Genomic DNA, 22,572 nt, shown 5'->3' with positions numbered 1-22,572 from the left:
TTGAGGAGGTTGATTGTTTTGCAAAGAAAAGGTGTTCAAAAAGTGATTATCTATGTCATGCTTGTTGCCATTATTCTTAGTGGAGTATTTATGGGAGTGGCTGGTATAGGAGGATTATAAATCGCACTGTTTAAAGAAACGCCCTTAGGCGTTTCTTTTTTTTGCGTTATTATTTAGGGGCACTTCGTATAGCTCCATATTCGATTGCAAGCTCTTCAAAGGAAAGCTGCTTAGTAGTTATTAAGATTTTGGTGCCAATTGGAACGCGATCATAAAGTTCTACTATATTTTCATTTGTTAGACGAATACAGCCTGAAGTGACAGCATAACCAACTGAAGATGGTTGATTCGTTCCATGCACTCCATATGTTCTACCCTCTGTTTCTTCAGCATCAAACCCGATCCATCTGCTTCCAAGTGGATTTGTAGGGTCACCACCGGGTATGTCTTTTTTTCGATAATACGGTTGCTCCGCCTTAACAGTTATTGTAAATAAACCGAGTGGTGTTTTGGACTGTTGCTTGCCAGTTGCAGCAGGCAGCACTTCTTTAACCCGCCCATCCTCGATAAAAGCCAATTGATTCCGGTCAACATTCACAATCACAAAAGGATCGCCATCTATTGGGTTCTCACCAATTGGCCAGATAGGCGAGGCAGCCAAAATAAAGATGGCAAGCACGGCCTGTAACATGCAAACTCCCCCTTCTTATAAAGGTTAGAGTGCACGTTTTTTTAATAATTTATCCTTTTTATCATTCCATAAGCTGTCTTTAATCAGTAGATATTGCTGCAGTTCGTGCATCATGTAAGCAAGTGCTGAACGGACTTCAAATTCTTCTCTGGTTGTCGGCAACTCCATTTGTTTAAAATTCTCCCGCATTTCTTCCAATCTTCCGAGAAAATACGGTACATGATTTGTTGGACTAACCGCCTTACTTAATTCCTCTAAGAAATCTGCAAAATCAATACTTTGCGAAACCGATCCATGAATCGTCGTAATGAATGGCATTAATCGCTCTAAAATTTCAAATTGCTTTTCCCTCATCTGAAAGTAGTGAAAGTATTGATCTTCATCTCGAAGGATTTGATTATTCATTTCACGAATCGCTACATTCTTTCCTTGCTCTAATAAACGAACCGTATCAGAAATTTCTGCTCCGTTCCACTCGCTATCACCCTGCCGAATATACGTAGAAAACTCGTAAAGGATCAAACTAAAATTCTCTTCTATATTTTTTTTATACGTACGAAGTTGTCGCTCACTGCTTGGCATATATAAATTCATTAATAACGCAGTTCCTATTCCAATGACAACTAATAGAAATTCATTAATAAATAAGTCCAGACTTGCATTACCATGCGCGTATATATGGAGCACGATAACGGAACTAGTCACAATGCCTAAGCTCAACTTAAGAGCAACAACGATAGGGATAAATAGTAACATAAACAAACCTAAGATGATTGGATGATAACCCAGTAATTCAAACATCCCCATACACGTAACCATACCAAGCATACATGCCGCAAACCGATGCCAGGACACACGCAAGGAATTCTTCCTTGTAACTGAAATACATAAAATTGTAATAACGGCCGCCGAACCAAATGAATCTAATTGCAAAGCTTGGGCAATGGCGGTTGCCATTAAGACACCAATAGCTGTTTTAATCGTACGGTAGCCAATTTTAAATCTCATCCGCTTTTCATCTCCTTGTCATAGATATTATTTTACCATGACTGTAAACGAAACATAACGGATAGCCTTGAATGCACACAAAATTGGCTAACAAGCTGCGGCTTGTTAGCCAATGGTTGTATCATGACATCATGTTTGGTCTTTCGTTGATTACATATCAGAATCTTCTTCTCCTAATTCATCACCTTCAGGATCCATTGGTTCAGTTGGTTCTACCGGATCAGCTGGGTCCATTTCATCTGTACCACCATCACCGCAAGCTGCCAACATTCCAACTGAAAAGATTCCTGCCATCATACTGTACATTAACTTTTTACTCATTTTTACTTCCTCCTTCAAATTGTAATTATTATTTCTTGCTTACTAATCTGTACCCGGCCTACATAGAAGTAATCGCTTTCACATGGATTTTAGAGATCTCTTTAGTTTTTTTCACATTAAGAAAAAAATACCATGTCTATTTCTATGGACAAGTTCATGTATTAGTAAGAGAGCAAATTGCTTGCGATAGAAAGGAAGAGTGATGTGATAACTGCAATCTCAGCTATTGTGTTAGGAATTTCCTTAGCCGCCCCAGTTGGTCCTATTTGTTTGGAAATCATCAATCGTACGTTACGAAACGGTTTTTTAGGTGGTATTGCTGTAGGTATTGGTGGCATGACTGCGGATGCGTTATTTATGGCGGCTATCTATTTTGGCCTTGGGTCATTGCTTACTCACGAAACGACTCAGCTGATCCTCTATTTGTGTGGTTGTTTATTTTTAGGGTTTTTAAGTATCCGTACTTTTCAAAAAGCACCACAATCTTTATGGAAAGATCGACACTTAGTACGTCCTAAGAAAACTATTTTTGCGAAGTGCTTTTACACAGGTCTTATGATTGCTCTTATTAACCCCATAAATATTATGTTTTGGTTTGGTATATATGGATCCGTTTTAAGTGAATTAGTTGAGAGTTCAAGTGAGACCTTAATTATCGGACATAGTATCTTAATATTTACCGGTATTTTACTTTGGAACTTGAACTTGTCGTTCCTTGCTCATTTCTCATCTTTTTTAATGAAACCAAAGGTTCTAAAATGGCTTAACTTTTCAGCGGCTAGTATGCTTGCGTATTTTTCAATTCATTTTGGCATTCAATTTTATTACTTGATTTCCTCGTAAAGTCTGTCGATAATTGAGGTATATAGCAAACCATTCGCAGGAGGGTCTTTTATGCGTTACAAACGTGATGAGAGTTTTCGTTATGATTTTCAGCCTGTTCTTGATGGAACGTTTTGCATTGTCCAAGTAAATCATCAAGAAGTGAAAGCTTCTAACGGGAAACTCTCCATTACAAACCTAAGTCCTAAAGGGATTGGAATAGAAACCCAATATGATCTCCCAGATCCAAACAACTATGCTGTAACTCTTCAAGTTGAATGCACACTGGAAGAACAACCTTTAACTTTTGAAGGGGCTATTCAGTGGAAACGTCCTTTATCTACTGGATATAGTTATGGTCTTGAGCTTTCTTTACCTGAGCAGTCAAAAACAGAAATGATTAACCTGTTAAAACGTCAGTCGTCCAATCAAAAATTGATATAACCCTTATGTATGACTGTAGTATTGTTATGCGTAATATATTTTATTAAAGTAGCTGGGATAGAACTGTTTTAATTATTATAAAAACCGAAACATTATGCTTTTTAAAGAGCAAAATGTTTCGGTTTTTGGTTTAATCATAGTAAGAGAGTAGCTACCCGACCGCTTCGGACATACATTCCGCTTTCCATGGGCGGCTGGTGAGCCTTCTTGTGCTGGCGCACTGCGAAGTCTCACCCAGGCCTGTACTCCCATTGGAGTCTCCATGTATGTCCTACGCTGGTTTAAGCTGATCGCTAGTAAATAGAGCAGTTACTAGTTACTTACCGGTTAGTGTTTGTGCGTCATTGTGTCTCAAACTCTTTTAAGCGTTATGAGTCTTTGTTCTTTTTATGATCTTCTTCCGTTTTCGTTTCTGTTTCAGTACGTTCTTCCTCTTGTAACTCTTGTTTTACTTCTTCAAATACTTCTTCTTTTAATTCATCATATAAATCTTCTCTTAAGTCATCTCGAATTTCAGACTTAAGATAATCAAGCTGTTCGCTACGTCTTTTACGTTTCTCGTATCCTAAATCACGCCCCATCATGATAAATACAGAGACAATCATAAATATTAGGATAAACGCGAATGGTAACGCAGCTGTAAGTGCGGCCGTTTGTAATGCGTCTAGTCCGCCGTCTCCACTGATTAATAACACTGCCGCAGTACCAGCAATTAATGCTCCCCACAATACTTTCAGCTTCAAGCTTGGGTTCAAGTTCCCACCTGAAGTCATAGAACCAAGTACAAAGGCCGCTGAGTCAGCTGAGGTCACAAAAAAGATTAGAATCAAAATAATGGCGATTCCGCTTATGAATGCTGTTAAAGGTAATTGTTCAAGCAGAACAAACATTGCCACTTCCACTTCATCTGATACGATATTCGCTAGACCTGCATTTCCATACATTTCAAAGAATAAGCCTGCGCCTCCAAATGTTGTAAACCAAATGACAGCAAGTAAAGTCGGTACCAAAAGAACACCAGCCATGAATTCACGAACCGTTCTCCCTTTAGAGATCCGAGCGATAAACAGTCCAATAAATGGAGACCATGACATATGCCACGCCCAGAAAAAGATTGTATTTGTTCCTAGCCATGCGCTTTCACTAAAAGGTGTCATTGTTAATGACATGGATACAATATTTGAAACATATCCGCCTAACGTATTAACAAGGTTCTCAAGTATAAACAGTGTAGGCCCAGTAAATAGAACAAATAATAACAATAAACCTGCTAGGACCAAATTAATATTACTTAACCTCTTAATCCCTTTATCAATTCCTTTGACTGCTGAAAAGATAAAGAGTACCGTTACGATCGCAATAACAACAAGTTGTACATAAATATTATTTGGTAGTGATGTCACATAGGAAAGACCACCTGATATTTGTAGTGCACTTAGCCCAAATGTTGTTGCAACACCAGCACACGTTGCGATTACTGCTAGAATGTCAATCACGCGACCTGCCCATCCATTTACTTTATTACCGAGTAACGGATAAAAAGCTGAACTAATTAATGCTGGTCTGTTTTTACGGTATTGTACGTAAGCAAGAGTTAGACCCACTATAGAGAAAGCACCCCATGCATGTAGTCCCCAATGAAAAACACCGTATCGTAATCCTGCTTCTGCTGATTCGACTGATTCCGGCTGAATTCCAACAGGTGTATCCAAATAGTAAAGAAGTGGTTCAGCTACACCAAAAAAGACAAACCCTACACCTAATCCTGATGCAAACAACATCCCCACCCAAGATAACCAAGAGTGTTCAGGTTCATCCTCTTCTTTCCCTAGTTTAATTTTGCCGAAGGGTGAAACGGCTAATCCAAGTCCAATCAATACAAATGCAGATAACAAAAGCATATAAAACCAGCCAAAGGTCTCAATGACCCAATCTAGCGCATTACCCGCTGCACTCGCTAGAAGGTCTGGAAAAAATGCACCCCACATAATAAGTAACGCCATAATACCAGTTGAGACATATAGCACACTTTTAGGGTTAGAATCGTTATGGTTTTTTCCTTCCATATGTACTATTCATCTCCTTTTCATCAAAACATCTCTTCTCCTTACCCTTAATTTTGTGTGATTAAAACAGAAATTATAATTTTATCTCCCCTCTTTTCAAATCACTTTCGATTTATAAAGTATAGGAGGTGATAATGTGAACAACCAACGCACTCGATTAGTCTTGCAATTTCATGTAGGTCAAGATGAGAATGGCAAAGATTTAATTTCATCAAAATCATTTCAAAACATTGCCGGAGATGCCAGTGATCTCTCTCTAACAACAGTAGCTGAGGGACTTATAAGTCTTCAACAGCACCAAGTTTTCAGCATCTCTCGTCAGAACACGTATCAAATCGATTAATCAGCTAACTTATTGATAAAAAAGGAGGATTCATTATGAGTAAAAAAATTGATTTATTATTTGAGAACCAGCAAGGTAATCAAGTAACTATTTCTCTTGACAATCCAATTGAACCTGTAGATGCAGAACTGGTTCAAACCGTTATGGAATCCATTTTAAGTGAGAATGTGTTTATTTCATCAGGTGGAACTTTGGCGGCAATTAAAGGAGCTCGCCTTGTTGATCACCAAGTTACAGCCATCCCAGTTGGAACTTAATGATGAGTAGTGTTGAGTTGTGGGTGCCTTTACTAAGTGAATATGGTTTTCCGGTCATGGTAACTCTTTACCTGCTGAACCGTCTTGAACGGAAGCTAGATAAGGTTACTGAAGCTGTAGAAACGCTGCCAGCCAAACTAAATCAGTCACCTTCTGCTTAAATACACTCGCCCTTCCTATATATAGGAAGGGCATTTGCATGTTATAGGCGTATTCTTCGAAGATTAAAGGTACACTATGTTATAGTAAAATCTCAGAAAAGCATTGGAAGACGTATGAAGGGAATGATTTAATTTGACAGAGTCAACTTTTCAAAAAGCAACTTTTGCTGGTGGTTGTTTCTGGTGTATGGTTAAACCTTTTGATTCCTATCAAGGAATTGAATCAGTCGTATCAGGCTATACGGGAGGACATACAGAGAACCCTACCTACGAAGAAGTATGCAGTGAATCAACTGGTCACTTTGAGGCTGTACAGATTACATTTAATCCCGAAGAATTTTCTTATGAGCGTCTGCTTGAAGTCTTCTGGCAACAAATAGACCCAACGGATGCTGGAGGTCAATTTTTTGATCGAGGACATTCATATAAAACGGCGATTTTTGTTCACTCTGAAGATCAAAAACAAGCTGCCCTCGATTCTCGTCAGCAACTAGAAGCTAGCGGAAGATTTTCAAAACCAATCGTTACAGACATCTTACCTGCTTCCACATTTTATTCAGCTGAAGAGTATCACCAGCAATATTATCAAAAAAATCCACTTCGTTATAAGATGTATCGAAAAGGATCTGGGCGTGAAGCCTTTATTCAATCGCACTGGGAGGAATCATAATGTCACAAAAACCATCTAAAGAAGAATTAAAAGCCAAGCTTAGCCCTATTCAATATGAAGTTACACAAAACAATGGGACAGAACAGCCTTTTAGAAATGAATACCACGATCATGAAGAAGATGGCATCTATGTGGATATCATCTCAGGCAAACCATTATTTAGTTCAACGGACAAATATGATGCAGGGTGTGGTTGGCCGAGCTTCACAAAACCGATCGTAGAAGAAGAAGTACTCGAAAAAGAAGACCGTAGTCATTTCATGGTACGCACTGAAGTAAGAAGCAAGGAAGCTGACTCTCACCTTGGTCACGTGTTTAATGACGGACCTGGGGCAAATGGATTGAGATATTGTATTAATTCAGCAGCACTACGTTTTGTACCCAAACAAGATTTAGAAAAAGAAGGATATACTCTGTATACAAAGCTCTTTGATGAATAAAAATTAAGCTACCTTATGCCAGTAAAATGGCAGAGGTGGCTTTTTAATTTTTGCTCTTTGTACAGACGGAATCCTATAAATGGTACGAACTATGAGATAGTATAACGTTTTCATTTAAGTGAAATCATCTTTCTGTTATGATTATAGTGTTATAAATACTTGAAAAAAGGGTGACGCATTGTGCAAACACGGACAGAAAAAGACACAATTGGTGAAATTCAAGTTCCAGCAGATCGATTTTGGGGTGCTCAAACGCAACGTAGTTTAGAGAACTTTAAAATTGGTCAGGAGAAAATTCCATTAGAAGTAGTGTATGCGTTTGTTCATCTAAAAAAAGCCGCCGCTATTGTTAACGGCTCATTAAAAGGATTAGAAAAAGAGAAAGTTGATGCGATTACAGTCGCTGCCGATCAAATTCTTGATGGACAGCATGACGACCACTTCCCTCTTGTTGTTTGGCAAACAGGAAGCGGAACTCAATCGAATATGAATGTAAATGAGGTTATCGCCTACATAGCAAACCAATGGCTGAATGAAAATGGACATGATGGGGTTAAGGTTCATCCGAATGATGATGTAAACCGTTCTCAAAGTTCAAATGATACATTCCCAACAGCTATGCATGTAGCGACTGTGTTATATGTAGAGAATCACTTACTTCCAGCTGTGAATACTTTTACAGCCACACTAGCTGAAAAAGAAAAAGCATTTGAACAAGTGATCAAGATCGGACGTACTCACCTTCAAGACGCCACACCATTGACTTTTGGTCAGGAAATTAGCGGTTGGAGAAGAATGTTAGAGAAATGTAAATTGATGATTCAACAAAGTACCGACCATGTTAGAGAGCTTGCTATTGGAGGAACTGCTGTTGGAACTGGATTAAATGCACCACCTGAGTTTTCTGAACAAGTTTCAGCTCAGATTTCTAAACAGACTGGAGCTACTTTCAAAGCAGCTCAAAATCATTTCCATGCTTTAACAAGCCATGATGAACTTGTTCATTTGCACAGTGCATTAAAAGCGTTAGCTGCCGATGCTTTTAAAATCGCAAATGACATTCGTTTATTAGCAAGTGGCCCTCGTTGTGGAATTGGTGAAGTGATTATCCCAGCTAATGAGCCCGGTAGTTCAATTATGCCAGGAAAAGTGAATCCTACTCAAAGCGAAGCCTTAACAATGGTTGCTACGCAAATCTTTGGTAATGATGCATCTGTTGGCTTTGCCGCAAGTCAAGGACACTTCCAGCTAAACGTATTTAAGCCAGTCATTATTTTTAACGTGTTACAGTCTTTAAGATTGTTAACGGACGGCCTACAAAGCTTTAATGATAAATGTCTAGTAGGACTAGAACCAGATGAAGAGAAAATGACTCAGTATTTAAATGATTCATTAATGCTCGTAACTGCACTTAACCCGCATATTGGGTACGAAAATGCGGCAAAAATTGCGAAAACAGCTCATGCTGAACGTACCACACTAAAAGAAGCGGCCATTCAATCAGGTCTTTTAACTGAGGAAGAATTTGATGCTGCTGTACGTCCTGAAGAGATGATCCACCCAAAATAATTTAACACACAAAAAAAACAGGCGTGATTAGTCACCGCCTGTTTTTTGTGTATCTATCGTAGTTTCTGTCTCTTTTCTTCCGTATCTAGTTGCTGTAAAAATTTCTTCTAGGCTCACATTGTAGACGTTGGCGATGAGGAGCGCTCGTTCGGAACTGATTTGTCGCTTTCCAGACTCAATTTGAGAAAGATATCCGGCAGAAATACCAATTTTTCTTGCGGCCAATTCCAAACTATACCCAAGCTCTTGCCGCGCCTTTTTAACCAAGCTCATCACATGTTCACATCCTGCTCCTGATAATCATCGAAACGTTCCTTCAATGTATTATAATGCATTTTGCGTAATCGTCAATTCAATACGAGTATAACACGTAAAATATTTGCACTTTGCACAACGCAAAGTATAATGTATCTATAAGACAATGAAACGAGGAGATGCATTCATGTTTGCCTCTCGCCTGCGCGAACAAAGATTAAAGTACCGCTTAACAATGAAACAATTAGGAGAACGAATGAATTTGGCTGCCTCCACCATTTCAGGCTATGAGAATGGAACACGAAAGCCAGATATGGATACCTTATATCTTTTTGCAGATACATTTAATGTATCTCTTGATTATTTACTTGGACGAACAAACGATATTCAACTACCCCCTCCAGCAGTTGTTAAAGCACCAAGCGATCAAACATTAATTGTTAGTATGGACGAAATGGAATATCTAAAAGAAAGCTTACTCGTATTCAGAAAATACAGACAAGGATAACCTATAAAGAATTAAAACTTTTCATCATAGGTGTATCTAACGACATAACGGTTTGATTTAAGCTTTTTTATCTCTACCAGAGGACCAACTTCATACCCGTTGTCCCAATTATCTTCTAGCTTCGCCTTCAAGCAACCTGCTTGAAACTTAGAATAAAAAACCTGCTTATAATAGATCCACCTTGTCAGCTGTGATTTCATCTTCCCATACCTTTCTTCCTTATCTTACCCACAATTAAATCAAATTTTCATTTTAATCACAAAGAAAATGGTTACCCAATTAAATCTTCTTCTTCTCTTTTCTGAATATCAACTACTCGTCTGTTCTCCTCGAGATCGCGAATTCGATGTGCCAGTCTTGCAGATGCACTCGCTGCGATGCTGGCCACTAAATCATCAAGAAACGTATGAACTTGGTGCTTCTTATTGTCTAGCTCATCTATAATGCCAACCTTTTGTTTATCAAGGTATCCAAATGTTGTGACAGCTATACTTCCAAAGCCAAACACAGATCCAAGTGCAATCGTTTCATCTACACCAAACAAACCCTCATCTTGTTTAACCATGCTTAATAAAGGCTCGCTTAACAGTCCTTTTTCCGCTAATTCATCTAATTCAACACCTACTAGAATCGCATGTTGTATTTCACGTTTATTTAACACTGCGTCTGTACTTTCTATACAAGAAGCCAGATCAAGATTTGCTGCGTACGGCTTTTGAAGATCATACACAATCTCAGCAATGGCTTCAATTGTGACTCCACGATCTATAAGCTTCTTTCTGGCAGCCATCTCAACAGTTTCACACGGAACTCTTTCTAACATTGTAACCGCCTCCCTTATTTTCTATTCTACCATATAGGCATAAATATCGCTTTTTGAACAATATATGATAAACTAGGCTTACGTACGCTATAACTATATGATTAGGCTGTATGCCTCTAGAAGAAAGGTGATTTCATCATGAGCACAACACTCCAAGGAACATTACAGGATCTTGTGATTCAAAGTAACTATCTAAATGATGAAGTTCCACTTTTGGTCTATCTTCCTCCTAACTTCACTCCTCTCTCTTCCTATGACTTGTTAATATGTCAGGATGGTAAGGATTTTTTTCAGTTAGGTAGAATACCCAGACAAATGGAAGCTCTAATAACAGAGTATGAAGTTCGTGAAACCATCATTATAGGTGTCCCTTATCCGAGTGTCTCAGAAAGAAGAGAACGCTATCATCCGGAAGGAGAACGTTCAGAAGCTTACAGACGATTCCTCGCTTTCGAATTGCTTCCGTACTTGGATGAGCACTTTCCGACTCACCAGCTACCATCGGCACGGACACTAGCAGGGGATTCACTTGCAGGAACCATTTCTCTATTAACCGCACTGGAATACCCAACACTGTTCGGCCAAGTTATGATGCATTCCCCCTATGTTGATGAGCACGTCTTATCTGCTGTCCGAGAACATAACCAGAAGCACTCTCTTTCGATTTACCATGTGATTGGGTCAGAGGAAACAACCGTGAAGATGACAAACGGGCAAGAAGCTGATTTTCTAACACCGAATCAAGAATTATCAGAGCTAATAGAATCTTCATCGTTTACTTATAGCTTTAGGATATTCGAAGGGAACCACACATGGACCTATTGGCAGAAAGATTTGCCTACAGGATTAAAAACATTACTGCCTTTTTAACATGACAAATGAGGAGGAACAACTATGACTTATGGTATTGCTCTTTTTCCATCTAATGAACTTCAAGATGAGGCGAATTCGTATAGAAAAAGGTTTGATTCACATTATGCATCCATTCCTCCGCATATTACGCTGACGGACTCTTTTGAATTAGACGAAGAGGCGTTAGCAAGCTTTCTTCAATCTCTTGAAGAATTAGCAAACACACAACCAAAAGTTGTGATTGAAGTGTATAAAGCAGATTCTTTTATCCCTTTATATCATAAGATTTTTTTGAAGATACGTGAGCACGAAACCCTCACTTCATTACACGAGCGACTTCATACTGCTCCATTTTCTTCTGAGATGACTCATACATTTGTGCCCCATATCACGATTGCTCAGGATTTGCCCAAAGCAGAAAATGATGATCTGATGGGTCAGCTAAAAATGAGAGGCTTCTCACACAATGAAGTGATTTCTGAATTTCACCTTATTGAGAAAAAAGATGATGAGAAATGGGTTATTGTTCGGACCTTCGAATTAAAAGGAGAGTAACTGCACCATGACTCACACGCAGACTATTATTACTGCTTCAACCCATCAAGAATTAGAGGATGCGTTCTCAGTTAGAACTCAAGTATTTGTCGAGGAGCAAAAGGTCTCGATAGAACTCGAACGTGATCACGAAGACGAGCATGCCATCCACTTTGTGCTTTATCATAATCAAAAACCAACGGGTGCAGCACGCATTCGGCTTCTAGATACTTATGCAAAGATTGAACGTGTATGTACACTGCGCAATTCAAGAGGAACAGGCGCAGGTTCTGCATTGATGAAAGCCATTGAAGTTGAAATTTCTAAGCAGGGTTTCCAGCTGGCAAAGCTGAATGCTCAAACTCAAGCAGCTGGCTTTTACGAACGACTCGGCTATACAGCTTGCTCCAACGAGTTTATGGATGCAGGAATGCCTCACATCACGATGGAGAAATCGATTGGTTAACTAAAAATAGTTTGGGACATATCCCCTTTTATCACAATAAAGGCCGAAAAATGACGTCGTAAGACACATCATTTTTCGGCCTTTTGTATAAATAAAATCAAATGCAGTGCCAACAAAAAAGGGCTCAGGGTGTCGGTCCTCCATTTTCATCCGCTTTTTTAGTGGTAGGCGGCCGATTGACTACAAATGATTAAGAACATAAAGCACACCTAATCTCCACTTTCAGCACAAGGAGCCTCACCAGCCAGCCCGCGGGTGCGGAGTGACTGTCCAGAGCGGTAGCCCTACTCTCTTGTTATGATCGGACAAAAACCCGAATCATTATACTGTTTTTAAGAGCATAATGACTCTGGTTTTATAATAAGTAACTAGTTATTTCTCAGATTCTCTTTTTCATGACTACTCTTACAAACAATTACTGTACTAATTTACTTTGAACAGAAGCAACCTTGCTTTCCATTGTCTGCTGTTTATCACGTCGATCATCAATTCGTATGTTTGTTGCAACTCGTTTGATTCCATTTTTAAATGGTACTTCGTGGATCGCTTGAATCACTTCAAATAAAACTGGTAGTTCCCCTTCGATCAGTGTACTCATTGGAGTAAGTTGAAACGTAATTTTTCCTTCATAAGATTGAAGAACCTCTTGAATACTCGCTACATAATCACTTACGCTTGGGCCTTCCGTTCCAACTGGAATAATTGTAACATCTACTATAGCCAACTTTTTCTTCCCCTCTTTCTTCATTCTTCGTATTCGATGTGGAAATTCTTTCTCCGCTAATAAGCCGTATGACTTAATAGCTGCCCTCACATGTCTGTCTTCTGGCTCTGATGTGGTTATGTGACGTTGCAAAAAAGCTGATGCAGGTAAGATATAGTGCTTTGGCCAGTGCTTCACTAAACGCTCCGTTACGATTGCTGGGGCTAATGCGGAATAGGAAGCAATCATCATGGCATCAGCTAGTCCTATTGGCGTAGCCAACAATATAAGAGTGATTAAAACAACACTAGTAAAATAAACGACAATGACATTCGTCGAGCAGCCGCGGTTCACAATGGAGGCTTTTTGAATTCTTTTGATTCTGATCTGGGTTATTAAACCCTTATAGCTGAAGACCTTGTGCTCCGCGCCATGATATTGACGTAAGGACTTCGGAAAAAGCAGATGCATACCAAATGCCAGATATAAAACGGAATAGATTGGTAACCCCTGTGCACCCCAGAGGATAGGAGGAGCAACAATACCTATCATCAACAAAATCGGTAACACCCAAAATCGAATCGGTGCTGATCCAAGTAATTCTTTAGCGATCATTCTTCCTGCTTTTATTGAGATAGGCTCCACCCAAGAACGTAGTTCACCTTTTTTATGACTAGCACATGCCACATAGCGACCAGTCATATAAAAGACTCCTGCTTGGAAGGACATACCCCTAATTAACATAGGATCTTGCCTCTATTTGTTCTACCCAAAAAGGAACATCTGTAGCTGGACCAAAGGTCGGCTCACTAAATGTTGCATCTTCGAATTCTAGAGGTGAATGGTGAGACCAGGTGTGAAGTAAGAACAGTTGAACATCTTCCATCGCTTGTTCATCATCACTAAGTTCTATAAACACACGCCCTCTATTTCCAAGACTTCGGTTCTCATCTAATTCAGTTGGAAAAGCAACAACCCATCCATTATCTACTTCTGTCCCAACCGCTTCATAAAAAATGTCCTCTGAAGAATAAAGTTCTATGCTAAGACCCTCTACTGGCCCAGTGACACCAATATAGTCATCTCCAAACATACCGTCCGTAGGCATAGCTGGCCACTCCCATGATAGCTCCAATGTTTGTGCGTCTTGATTTCCAGACCAGTTCATATTGCCCTTTAGATCCGCATTACTCCACTCATCAGTCTGATCATCCTTCAAATAGAGATAACCACCCACTGCCATAACAATCATCAACAGTACAGGCAATAAAAAAACGATAAAATGATTGCTGCGACTCTTCATCCTTTTTCCCCCAAATTGCATTCTATCTTCTACGTTATCACGAAACGCTTGTTTGAGAAAGAAAACCTTCAAAAACCGCCGGCACTTTACCTCCGACGGCGATAAGCAGAATGAAAAACAGGACCAATTCCTTCTCCGATAGCAAGTCCTTCTTTAATAGAGCACGTGATAAAGGTTTTCGCTGTTTGTACGGCATCATACATAGAGGATCCTTTTGCAAGCTCTGCCGCAATGGCAGAGGCAAACGTACAGCCAGTCCCATGTGTACTCGTACCATTTAAACGTTTCTGTGTGAAATGGTGAAGGGTTTTCCCATCATAAAGGAGATCAACCGACTCATCTCCAGGCAAGTGCCCACCTTTTAGTAGGACGTTGGCTGAGCCAAGCTCGTGTAATCGATAAGTTGCCTCTTCCATCGCTTCTACCGTTTCAATTGGTGGACAAGAAAGCACTCGTGCAGCTTCAATAAGATTTGGTGTCACAACAGTCGCCATTGGCCAGAGAGTATGTATCAACTCACTGATGGCTTCTTTCTTAGTCAGCTCTGAACCAGATGTTGATCCTAATACTGGATCTATAACTACTTGCTTTACAGCATATTTTGAGAGCATCTCTGTGATCACTTGAATATGCTCAGCCGAAACTAACATCCCTGTTTTAACGACATCAGCTCCTATGTCACTTAACACAGATTCCAATTGCTCCCGTAATACTTCTGGTTGAACAGGGTAGATCGACTGAACCCCGAGTGTATTTTGTGCAGTGATTGCAGTAATTGCACTCATACCATACGTATCCAATTCCTGAAATGTTTTAAGGTCTGCTTGAATTCCTGCGCCACCCCCACTATCAGATCCAGCAATTGTTAATACTTTAGCTACCGCCAAGTCGATGCACCTCCTTTATGAGAAACGCTCTGGTGTAAAGCGATCTAGTGAAATGAGCGGCTTTTGATTGACCGCAATATCTGCCACTGCTTTAGCTGTTACCGCACTAAGCAGAATACCATTGCGATAATGTCCAGCGGAAAAAATCACTCGTTTAGCTTGCTGCAAGCGTCCAATTAATGGAGAACCATCTTGAGTTGCCGGACGTAAGCCAGCCCATTGATGAAAGGGAGTAAGACTTTTAAGAAAAGGAAGCATGTGATGATTCCAATTAGTTAATCGATGGATGCCCTTCTCTGTCACTGTTGTTTCAAAACCAGCAATATCTTCTGATGCCCCATTAACAAGCGTCCCATCTGCTTTAGCAACCAAATATCCTTGGCTAGAATATAGAATATGGTTAATGCGTTCTGGAACAAGCTGATATGCACAAATTTGACCACGTATTGGGTAGATAGGAAAAGATAAAGAGAACACATCCTCGTACTCCTTTGCCCAAGCTCCGGAAGAAATGACAAGTTGATCAGCTTCGAATACTCGTCCATCTTTTGATCTTAGTCGAACGGTAGACTCCCATTCTTCTAAGTCAACTTGTTCTAAATGGTCATAGAGCTCTACTCCGCTATTAGCACATGCCAGCTCAAGAGCTTTTACATAGTCAGGGGCATACACATGGCTTTCTTCTGGATAGTGTATCGCTCCTATCACTTCATCTGAAATTTCGGGCTCCATTTTCTTTACTGCTGTTTGATTAAGAATCGTGGCTTCCACGCCAAACTCTTTCTGCCAGCCCTGACGAGAAGATAAGGACAGCAAATCAGCTTCGTGATAAACGCAATGAAGACTGCCTGATTCCGTATATTCAAATTCATACTCAGACGCTTCTTTCACCTGGGCCTGCCATTCAGGATACAGACGTAGACTCTTTAAACATAAGCGAAAGAAATCATCGGGATCTTCGCCAATTTCAGAGTAAGGAGCAAGCATACCTGCTGCCGCACCAGATGCCTGACCGCCAAATGATTTAATTTCTAAAACAGCAACTTCCATCCCCCGCTGCCGTAATTCAAACGCTGTAGCGAGCCCAATGACTCCGCCTCCGAGAACGATCACACGCTCTGACATCCATAACTCACTCTTTTCTATTTAACGATTAATGATTCATATTGACTGCTTGCGGTTGCATAAGGTTTTTTAGGGATTCGTCCTGCCTTGTAAGACATACGCCCTGCATCTATCGCAAGCTTCATTGCACGTGCCATTTGCACAGGGTCCTTCGCCTTTGCAACTGGCGTATTCATTAGGACACCATCTACCCCTAACTCCATTGCCATTGTCACATCACTCGCTGAACCGAGACCAGCATCCACAATAATGGGAACATTCGCTTCTTCCACAATTAAACCGATATTATAAGGGTTTAAAATGCCAAGTCCCGTTCCGATAGGTGACCCACCAGGCATAACAGCTGCTGCCCCGGCCTCTTCTAGACGTTTAGCCAAAACGGGGTCATCTGAGGTATAAGGCAATACAGTAAATCCTTCTTTAACGAGAATCTCTGTTGCTTTTAAAGTTTCGATTGGATCTGGGAGTAACGTCTTTTCATTTGCACTGATTTCTACTTTGATCCAATCACTTATACCAGAAGCTTTGGCCAAGCGAGCGATCCGAACCGCTTCTTCAGCATTACTCGCCCCTGAGGTGTTTGGAAGATACGTAAATGCATCAGAATCTAAATGTTGAAGAATGGCATCCTCATCGGGACTCTCCAGATTCACTCGTCTAATCGCAAAGGTTAAAATCTCTGCCTCCGCAGCTTTAATCGCTTCATTTTGAACAAATGGATTCGGGTACCTTCCTGTACCTAATAAAAAACGTGAAGAAAAGGTTTTACCCGCAATTACTAAAGAATCGTGTCTCATCATCAACCGCCTCCTACAAAATGAACCAATTCAATGGTCATACCATCTTTAATTTGCAAGTTACTACGTTCTTCTAGACCTATTATGACGCCATCAACTTCCGTCACCACAAGCTGAGGCTCCAGCTTATAATGCTCCAAAAGGTCCTGTAGGCTTTGCTCTTCAACTGTAACCTGTTCCCCATTTACTTGGATGGTCATGATAACGCCTCCTTTTGCTCATCCATGATTTGAATAATCTCCTCACAACGAGCTTGTACATCTTCAGCTTGTACGATTTCAGTAATCATACATACTCTTCTCGCACCAGCCTCCATTACCTGTTTCAGGTTATGCCGCTTAATTCCTCCGATTGCTACGTAAGGAATGGTAATCTCTTCTTCAATTTGTTGAATATACGTTGTTGTGACGGGGTCTACAACGTCCTCTTTACTGTTAGTCGGGAAGATCGGTCCAACACCAATGTAGTCAGCCCCTCCCTGCTCTGCAGCTTTCGCCTCATCGATATGATGTGTGGAAATCCCAATGATCATATCTGGACCCACTATTTTTCGAACCTCATCAAGCGGGAGATCATCTTGCCCCACATGAATGCCGTCAGCTCCTACCGCTAGGGCTACATCAATATGATCATTCACAATAAATGTAACTTGGTGCTTTTCTGTTAGTTTTCGAAGCTTTTGGGCTTTCTTTAAGACATCTAATTTGCTGCTTTTTTTATCTCGAAGTTGAATGATATCGACACCACCAAGAATGGCTTTCTCCATTACGTCCACCATACTTCTCCCAGAATGAAATTCTTCTCCTGTAATTGCATACAACCTAAAATCTTTCATGTAAATCCTCCTAGTATCATCATAAATAGCCATACTCCAACGTTTAGAGTACGGCTACAAAGTAATTAAGCTTAGTTAGTCGACTTTCCTACGCTGGCATCATCCAGATCAGGTACAAGGGTAAAAGGACGTACTCCTCATTCTCAGCCGCTACCGGCACCCCTAGTCTATCCATATCAAGTTCTTATAGTATTAGTATGACAGAAAATAATAACCTTGCAAAGTCATGAGGTTTAAAAAAGCGTAAAAACGGTTCCATCCGTTGTATCAACAAGCTTCTGTTTGCTATGTCCTGTTAAAAGCCATTGACCATCCGTTGAAATTAATAGGGGATCCTGTGTGTCCATTTGCCCTAGGTGAGTATATGTATCATCTTTTAAATTATAGGAAAGTAGTTCAAAGCCATCCTTATAAGACACATAATCAGCTGAAAAATGTGGACGTAAGTAATAAAACAAATCGTTTGCCCCATCAAAAGCAAAAGATGTAATCCACCATTGCTCTGAGAATGTATTTAAGACCGGAATCGTAATGGCAGCTAGCTTTTCTTTTCCATCTGTAAACTCGTATAAGATCTCATTTGCATGGATTTGTTCATATTTCACTAAAAGCGATCGATCCTCAAATAAGTTGGCAAAAAATAACGCCGTTCCATACCAATCACTAACATCATTTGAACTTAGTTGATATTGTTTTAAAGGCGCTTCAATCTCAGGTATGATAGCCCAATCTAAATAGCTAACCGAATCAGATGAATTCCACTGTATGTAGCTACTTGGAATGGACGTCCTGTTTATGACGTCACGGTCAACTGACACATGGTAAACCTCTTGGGTCCATTCGGGTAAAAAAGCAATGACCATACATTCCGCTACTTCATATGGACTCCAATAAATCGTATATTCATCTGCTTTAACTTCAGACTTCAATTCAATTTCTCCATCCGAATCGAGAAACGTTAGCTCTGCTTGGTCTTGATCATCCAACGTTTGCAACGCAAAAAGACTTTGGTCTTTATTAATATCTAAACTATAAAATGTACGATCTTCAGAATAGAAAAGTTCTGCATCACCAGTAAAAATATCATGCGTATGTAACTCAAATGAATCGTCTTCTGATAAAAGGTAGAGCAATGTGTGATCATCCAGCCAGCCAATCACTTCTAATTGACCGTCTCCTTCTGAATCAATAAAATGAATCTTTTCCCCTTTAATTGGTTCACTTGCAAACGATGTAGGTTTCATCTCGCCTTGACAACCAGTTACAAAAACAAGCAACACAAAACCGGCACATACCTTCTTCATTAATAGGCCACCTTTTTCTCTCTCTCTGTCTCTATTATGACATGTCAGCTTTCCTTCCCTCAACTGATTTCTCACATTTACAAAAAAAAGCTGAAAGAGATAAATTATCCCTTTCAGCAATCAAATCACTTTACATTGAAATAAATCGAGACCCGGCAATACCAGGATTCGTCATTTCCTTTGGATTCAAGATCTCATTTAATTCTTCTTCAGATAGAATGCCTCTTTCTAAGCAAATCTCTCTTATCGGTCGCCCGGTTTGAATCGCTTCTTTAGCAATTCTGGTTGCAACCTCGTAGCCTACATGAGGATTAATAGCGGTCACAATACCGACACTACCTTCCACTAGACCAAGACATCTTTCCACGTTTGCTGTGAGCCCTTCAATTGCATACTCTCTAAATACCTTCATCCCATTATCTAGAATGGAGAGCGATTGTAGAAGATTAAAGACTAAAACAGGCTCCATTACATTTAGCTCTAGTTGTCCAGCTTCTGAAGCTAAGCTAATCGTATGGTCATTCCCAATAACCTGAAATGAAAGTTGATTAATCACTTCGCACATTACAGGGTTGACTTTACCTGGCATAATAGATGAACCTGGTTGCCTTGGCGGAAGATTAATTTCGTTAAAACCAGTACGTGGTCCTGAACTCATCAATCGAATATCGTTAGCCATTTTTGATAGGTTAATCGCAAGTATTTTTAACGCACTTGATACTTCTGTGTAAGCATCTGTGTTTTGAGTCGCATCCACAAGATTCTCTGCTCTTTTGAATGGATGTCCTGTAATATCAGCTAAATACTTTGAAACCTTCTCAATGTATTCAGGAAGCGCATTGAGTCCCGTACCAACAGCCGTTGCTCCCATGTTCACTTCGTATAGATGTCCAACAGAACGTCTGACACGTTCTAAGTCTCGCATCAACACACGCTTGTAAGCACCAAATTCTTGTCCCAATCGAATGGGTACCGCATCCTGCAAATGTGTTCTACCCATTTTCAACACGGAATCAAATTCTTTTTCTTTTACTTCCATTGCTTGAATTAATCGAGACAATGAGTCCTGCAATTGATGAGCTAGACGTAGACTGGCGATATGAATAGCAGTTGGGAAAGCATCATTGGTTGATTGAGCCATGTTCACATGGGTATTTGGGCTAACACGTAAGTATTCACCCTTCTCTCCTCCAAGTAGTTCAATTGCACGGTTAGCAATTACTTCATTTGCATTCATATTAAATGAAGTCCCTGCTCCCCCTTGAATGGAATCTACAACAAATTGCTCTACCCAATGTCCATCTATTATTTCATCTGCTGCTTGAATTATGGCATCAGCTATTTTCGGTTGTAACACTCCCACATCACGGTTTGCCATCGCGGCTGCTTTTTTCACATAACCAAACGCACGGATTAACTCCGGATGTGGCGGATAGCCCGTAATAGGGAAGTTCTCTCTTGCTCTCATAGATTGAATGCCATAATAGGCGTCTTTTGGTACTTCTTTCTCACCTAATAAATCTCGTTCAATTCGGTAGTCCATATACGTACAGTTCTCCTTTGTTCTGCGATAAACCAAATCATACTTTATCTTATGTGTAACGAATGTTTATGCTTGCCTTTTTGCCGCTAACGCAATCCATGCTGCACCAACAACACCCGCATCATTGCCAAGCTCTGCAATCTTAATATCAGCCGCTTCTCCGACCCTTTTCAAGACAAATTTAGTATATGTCTCAATTAACGGATCAAGTAATGTTTGACCACCCTTCGAGACGCCTCCACCAATAACAATTCGACTTGGGTTTAACGTATTTGCTAAATTAGCGACAACAAAGCCTAAATAGAACATGCTCTTTGCAACCACTGCTTTTGCGCCTTCGTCTCCCTCTCCAGCGAAAACAAGTACATCTCGTGCAGTTATTTTATTTTCATTCATTAGCGGCGCTAACGTGCTAGAAGGATAGTCAGGAATCATCTCCATTGCTAGCTGAACAATTCCAGTAGCCGATGAAACCGTCTCTAAACAGCCGGTCTTTCCACAGTTACATTGCTTTCCGTTCTCAGGTATAACCGTAATATGACCAAGTTCTCCAGCCATTCCATTTGCACCATGAAGGATTTTCTCATTAGCAATAACACCTCCACCGACGCCTGTACCAAGTGTGATGAACAGAACATCTTTTGCTCCATCACCAGCACCAAGCCATCTTTCTCCTAACGCTGCTAAGTTGGCATCATTATCTATGGCAGTGGGAACGCCAAGTTCATGCTCTAATTCATCTTTTAAAGCAAAGTCCTTCCACCCTAAATTAATGGCTTCGTATACAAAACCAGTCTCCATCTCCAAGAAACCTGGTGCTCCGACTCCAATAGCCTGTAAGATATCCGCCTCTTTATTAAGATCTAGTAGCTTTTCACGAATGGTCTCTCCAATATCTTTAACAACCTTCAAACCACCTTGATTGGCATCTGTTGGAATTTCCCACTTTGTTTTAAGCTCACCTGATTCTGTTAAGAATGCCAGTTTTATTGTTGTACCACCTATATCAATACCCGCTAGCCACTTCTCTTTAATCAAAACTGATCCCCCCTATTGTACCCTAGTTTTCTCCTGCATAATAATGACCATAGCCTGGCTATATTCCTTTGAACTGAATAGCCCATTTGACTTTAATGTTTTTACTTCTTCCGTAATTAAAGCTAAATCCGATTCACGATCACCCGTATAAATAAACGTTCCATAAATTTTGATTTGTTGTAACAAATCATAATACGTGTACATAGCCCACCTCAATTATATTATAACAGCTTAAATAGCGTCACGAAAAGTAACCAAACTAACGGAACAAAAGAAATATAAGCAAATCTCCACAATTTTTGACGTATTTGTATCTGTACAAATAAACCGCACGATGCTGCGATAAAAAAAACAACGGTCATACATAGTGTGAAAAATGTTCGATAGCCAATCACACCCCATTGAAAACCCATCAAAAAGAATAAAACACATAATAAGAATATAATTTTTTTATCGTTTGGAGGAAAAAATCCATAGATCGGATGAAAGCAAGTAATGATAGAGACAACGACCAGTATACAACTTATAGCAAGAAAAAAATCCACCAGTCCAAAGCTAATAAACGGAGGAAAAACAACACCAACAAACATCCCTGCGTAAGCAAAAAGTAAAAATAAACCTGTCATAATAAATAGCTGTGTAAATGGAGGTAACACTCTAGGACCTGCCAATAATCCACCAATTGCAAACCCAATTGAAAACACAAATAAAAAAATGATTAAAAATGTCCACATTATTATGTGTCTCCTTTCACAAAGTACAGACGTATATGGTATGTTTATGTGGACATCTTTGAATTAAGGACAA

General features: G+C 40.0%; 32 protein-coding genes, 1 pseudogene and 1 riboswitch. Of the genes and pseudogenes, 13 read left to right on the top strand and 20 right to left on the bottom strand.

Features of this window, described 5'->3' with window-relative positions:
* The first annotated feature begins 18 nt into the window (after positions 1-18).
* The gene (gene prli42 / locus J2S05_RS02120) at positions 19-120 is read left to right on the top strand and encodes a stressosome-associated protein Prli42 (RefSeq protein WP_306979438.1); all 102 of its coding nucleotides are present in this window, start codon (positions 19-21) and stop codon (positions 118-120) included.
* Between the two features lie 49 nt (positions 121-169).
* Here the strand turns inward: prli42 and J2S05_RS02115 are convergent, their stop codons facing one another.
* From J2S05_RS02115 to J2S05_RS02105, 3 genes are all read right to left on the bottom strand, one after another.
* Positions 170-691 (bottom strand): L,D-transpeptidase, encoded by a 522-nt coding sequence (locus J2S05_RS02115; protein WP_306979436.1) that lies wholly within the window; start codon positions 689-691, stop codon positions 170-172.
* 24 nt (positions 692-715) lie between these two features.
* Positions 716-1,699: an aromatic acid exporter family protein gene (locus J2S05_RS02110; protein WP_306979434.1), complete on the bottom strand. Its 984-nt coding sequence runs from the start codon at positions 1,697-1,699 to the stop codon at positions 716-718.
* Between the two features lie 150 nt (positions 1,700-1,849).
* Positions 1,850-2,020, bottom strand: a complete 171-nt coding sequence (locus J2S05_RS02105) for a hypothetical protein (RefSeq protein WP_306979432.1) — start codon at positions 2,018-2,020, stop codon at positions 1,850-1,852.
* 204 nt (positions 2,021-2,224) lie between these two features.
* On the opposite strand from J2S05_RS02105, the gene J2S05_RS02100 reads away from it, so the two are divergent.
* Entirely contained in the window at positions 2,225-2,863 is a 639-nt protein-coding gene (locus J2S05_RS02100) for a LysE family translocator (protein ID WP_306979430.1), read from the top strand.
* A gap of 51 nt (positions 2,864-2,914) precedes the next feature.
* Positions 2,915-3,286 carry a PilZ domain-containing protein gene (locus J2S05_RS02095; RefSeq protein ID WP_306979428.1) on the top strand — a complete coding sequence of 124 codons (372 nt, stop codon included), beginning with the start codon at positions 2,915-2,917 and terminating at the stop codon, positions 3,284-3,286.
* Between the two features lie 368 nt (positions 3,287-3,654).
* On the opposite strand, the gene J2S05_RS02090 is transcribed toward J2S05_RS02095, so the two are convergent.
* Complete coding sequence (locus tag J2S05_RS02090) at positions 3,655-5,352, bottom strand: BCCT family transporter (RefSeq protein ID WP_306979426.1); 1,698 nt, start codon at positions 5,350-5,352, stop codon at positions 3,655-3,657.
* A 136-nt stretch (positions 5,353-5,488) separates the two neighbouring features.
* Here J2S05_RS02090 and J2S05_RS02085 point away from each other — a divergent pair, with 136 nt between their 5' ends.
* The 6 genes from J2S05_RS02085 (at position 5,489) to fumC (ending at position 8,792) form a co-directional block, all read left to right on the top strand.
* The gene (locus J2S05_RS02085; protein WP_306979423.1) at positions 5,489-5,695 is read left to right on the top strand and encodes a DUF1659 domain-containing protein; all 207 of its coding nucleotides are present in this window, start codon (positions 5,489-5,491) and stop codon (positions 5,693-5,695) included.
* A 35-nt stretch (positions 5,696-5,730) separates the two neighbouring features.
* Positions 5,731-5,952, top strand: coding sequence for a DUF2922 domain-containing protein (locus tag J2S05_RS02080; protein ID WP_306979421.1), 222 nt, complete (start codon positions 5,731-5,733; stop codon positions 5,950-5,952).
* A complete protein-coding gene (locus J2S05_RS02075; protein WP_370873595.1) occupies positions 5,952-6,113 on the top strand; it encodes a YvrJ family protein in 162 nt (53 codons plus the stop codon). Before J2S05_RS02080 ends, J2S05_RS02075 begins: the two co-directional genes overlap by 1 nt.
* A 133-nt stretch (positions 6,114-6,246) precedes the next feature.
* Positions 6,247-6,783 carry a peptide-methionine (S)-S-oxide reductase MsrA gene (gene msrA, locus J2S05_RS02070; RefSeq protein ID WP_306979419.1) on the top strand — a complete coding sequence of 179 codons (537 nt, stop codon included), beginning with the start codon at positions 6,247-6,249 and terminating at the stop codon, positions 6,781-6,783.
* Positions 6,783-7,223, top strand: a complete 441-nt coding sequence (msrB, locus tag J2S05_RS02065) for a peptide-methionine (R)-S-oxide reductase MsrB (RefSeq protein ID WP_306979418.1) — start codon at positions 6,783-6,785, stop codon at positions 7,221-7,223. Before msrA ends, msrB begins: the two co-directional genes overlap by 1 nt.
* Before the next feature lie 180 nt (positions 7,224-7,403).
* Positions 7,404-8,792, top strand: a complete 1,389-nt coding sequence (gene fumC / locus J2S05_RS02060; RefSeq protein WP_306979416.1) for a class II fumarate hydratase — start codon at positions 7,404-7,406, stop codon at positions 8,790-8,792.
* Positions 8,793-8,819: 27 nt separating this feature from the next.
* Here fumC and J2S05_RS02055 read toward each other — a convergent pair whose 3' ends face one another.
* The gene (locus tag J2S05_RS02055) at positions 8,820-9,065 is read right to left on the bottom strand and encodes a helix-turn-helix domain-containing protein (protein ID WP_306979414.1); all 246 of its coding nucleotides are present in this window, start codon (positions 9,063-9,065) and stop codon (positions 8,820-8,822) included.
* A gap of 169 nt (positions 9,066-9,234) precedes the next feature.
* On the opposite strand from J2S05_RS02055, the gene J2S05_RS02050 reads away from it, so the two are divergent.
* Positions 9,235-9,555 carry a helix-turn-helix domain-containing protein gene (locus tag J2S05_RS02050; protein WP_306979412.1) on the top strand — a complete coding sequence of 107 codons (321 nt, stop codon included), beginning with the start codon at positions 9,235-9,237 and terminating at the stop codon, positions 9,553-9,555.
* Between the two features lie 11 nt (positions 9,556-9,566).
* Here the strand turns inward: J2S05_RS02050 and J2S05_RS02045 are convergent, their stop codons facing one another.
* Both J2S05_RS02045 and J2S05_RS02040 read right to left on the bottom strand, forming a co-directional pair.
* Positions 9,567-9,755: a hypothetical protein gene (locus J2S05_RS02045; RefSeq protein WP_306979411.1), complete on the bottom strand. Its 189-nt coding sequence runs from the start codon at positions 9,753-9,755 to the stop codon at positions 9,567-9,569.
* A 71-nt stretch (positions 9,756-9,826) separates the two neighbouring features.
* The gene (locus J2S05_RS02040; RefSeq protein WP_306979409.1) at positions 9,827-10,378 is read right to left on the bottom strand and encodes a phosphatidylglycerophosphatase A family protein; all 552 of its coding nucleotides are present in this window, start codon (positions 10,376-10,378) and stop codon (positions 9,827-9,829) included.
* 138 nt (positions 10,379-10,516) lie between these two features.
* Here J2S05_RS02040 and J2S05_RS02035 point away from each other — a divergent pair, with 138 nt between their 5' ends.
* The 3 genes from J2S05_RS02035 to J2S05_RS02025 are packed head-to-tail and all read left to right on the top strand — an operon-like array spanning position 10,517 to position 12,230.
* A complete protein-coding gene (locus tag J2S05_RS02035; RefSeq protein ID WP_306979406.1) occupies positions 10,517-11,248 on the top strand; it encodes an esterase family protein in 732 nt (243 codons plus the stop codon).
* Positions 11,249-11,272: 24 nt separating this feature from the next.
* On the top strand, positions 11,273-11,785 hold the full coding sequence (locus tag J2S05_RS02030) for a 2'-5' RNA ligase family protein (RefSeq protein WP_306979404.1): 513 nt from the start codon (positions 11,273-11,275) through the stop codon (positions 11,783-11,785).
* A 7-nt stretch (positions 11,786-11,792) separates the two neighbouring features.
* Positions 11,793-12,230: a GNAT family N-acetyltransferase gene (locus J2S05_RS02025; RefSeq protein WP_306979402.1), complete on the top strand. Its 438-nt coding sequence runs from the start codon at positions 11,793-11,795 to the stop codon at positions 12,228-12,230.
* A 415-nt stretch (positions 12,231-12,645) separates the two neighbouring features.
* Here J2S05_RS02025 and J2S05_RS02020 read toward each other — a convergent pair whose 3' ends face one another.
* From J2S05_RS02020 to J2S05_RS01960, 13 genes and pseudogenes are all read right to left on the bottom strand, one after another.
* Positions 12,646-12,954: an MTH1187 family thiamine-binding protein gene (locus J2S05_RS02020; RefSeq protein WP_306981053.1), complete on the bottom strand. Its 309-nt coding sequence runs from the start codon at positions 12,952-12,954 to the stop codon at positions 12,646-12,648.
* A 126-nt stretch (positions 12,955-13,080) separates the two neighbouring features.
* Positions 13,081-13,635: pseudogene (locus J2S05_RS02015) on the bottom strand (DUF1385 domain-containing protein); the annotation flags it as partial.
* A 31-nt stretch (positions 13,636-13,666) separates the two neighbouring features.
* A complete protein-coding gene (locus tag J2S05_RS02010; RefSeq protein WP_306979400.1) occupies positions 13,667-14,236 on the bottom strand; it encodes a hypothetical protein in 570 nt (189 codons plus the stop codon).
* Positions 14,237-14,322: 86 nt separating this feature from the next.
* On the bottom strand, positions 14,323-15,123 hold the full coding sequence (gene thiD, locus J2S05_RS02005; RefSeq protein WP_306979398.1) for a bifunctional hydroxymethylpyrimidine kinase/phosphomethylpyrimidine kinase: 801 nt from the start codon (positions 15,121-15,123) through the stop codon (positions 14,323-14,325).
* Positions 15,124-15,138: 15 nt separating this feature from the next.
* Complete coding sequence (gene thiO, locus J2S05_RS02000; RefSeq protein ID WP_306979396.1) at positions 15,139-16,248, bottom strand: glycine oxidase ThiO; 1,110 nt, start codon at positions 16,246-16,248, stop codon at positions 15,139-15,141.
* Between the two features lie 17 nt (positions 16,249-16,265).
* Positions 16,266-17,045, bottom strand: a complete 780-nt coding sequence (locus J2S05_RS01995) for a thiazole synthase (RefSeq protein ID WP_306981051.1) — start codon at positions 17,043-17,045, stop codon at positions 16,266-16,268.
* A gap of 2 nt (positions 17,046-17,047) precedes the next feature.
* Entirely contained in the window at positions 17,048-17,245 is a 198-nt protein-coding gene (gene thiS / locus J2S05_RS01990; RefSeq protein WP_306979394.1) for a sulfur carrier protein ThiS, read from the bottom strand.
* Positions 17,242-17,880, bottom strand: coding sequence for a thiamine phosphate synthase (gene thiE, locus J2S05_RS01985; RefSeq protein ID WP_306979393.1), 639 nt, complete (start codon positions 17,878-17,880; stop codon positions 17,242-17,244). Before thiE ends, thiS begins: the two co-directional genes overlap by 4 nt.
* A 68-nt stretch (positions 17,881-17,948) precedes the next feature.
* A riboswitch (TPP riboswitch) is annotated at positions 17,949-18,054 on the bottom strand.
* Between the two features lie 59 nt (positions 18,055-18,113).
* Entirely contained in the window at positions 18,114-19,184 is a 1,071-nt protein-coding gene (locus J2S05_RS01980; RefSeq protein WP_306979391.1) for a YqgU-like beta propeller domain-containing protein, read from the bottom strand.
* Positions 19,185-19,314: 130 nt separating this feature from the next.
* Positions 19,315-20,727 carry an aspartate ammonia-lyase gene (gene aspA / locus J2S05_RS01975; protein WP_306979389.1) on the bottom strand — a complete coding sequence of 471 codons (1,413 nt, stop codon included), beginning with the start codon at positions 20,725-20,727 and terminating at the stop codon, positions 19,315-19,317.
* Between the two features lie 66 nt (positions 20,728-20,793).
* A complete protein-coding gene (locus tag J2S05_RS01970; RefSeq protein WP_306979387.1) occupies positions 20,794-21,765 on the bottom strand; it encodes an ROK family glucokinase in 972 nt (323 codons plus the stop codon).
* Between the two features lie 12 nt (positions 21,766-21,777).
* Entirely contained in the window at positions 21,778-21,969 is a 192-nt protein-coding gene (locus J2S05_RS01965; protein WP_306979385.1) for a YqgQ family protein, read from the bottom strand.
* Positions 21,970-21,986: 17 nt separating this feature from the next.
* Positions 21,987-22,499 (bottom strand): hypothetical protein, encoded by a 513-nt coding sequence (locus J2S05_RS01960; RefSeq protein WP_306979383.1) that lies wholly within the window; start codon positions 22,497-22,499, stop codon positions 21,987-21,989.
* Between the last annotated feature and the right edge of the window lie 73 nt (positions 22,500-22,572).

Origin of the sequence: Alkalicoccobacillus murimartini (assembly GCF_030813245.1) — a bacterium.
In the GTDB taxonomy this organism is placed as follows: domain Bacteria; phylum Bacillota; class Bacilli; order Bacillales; family Bacillaceae_D; genus Alkalicoccobacillus; species Alkalicoccobacillus murimartini.
The sequence above is the reverse complement of the archived record's forward strand: the minus strand, read 5'-3'. Positions and strand labels throughout refer to the sequence as shown.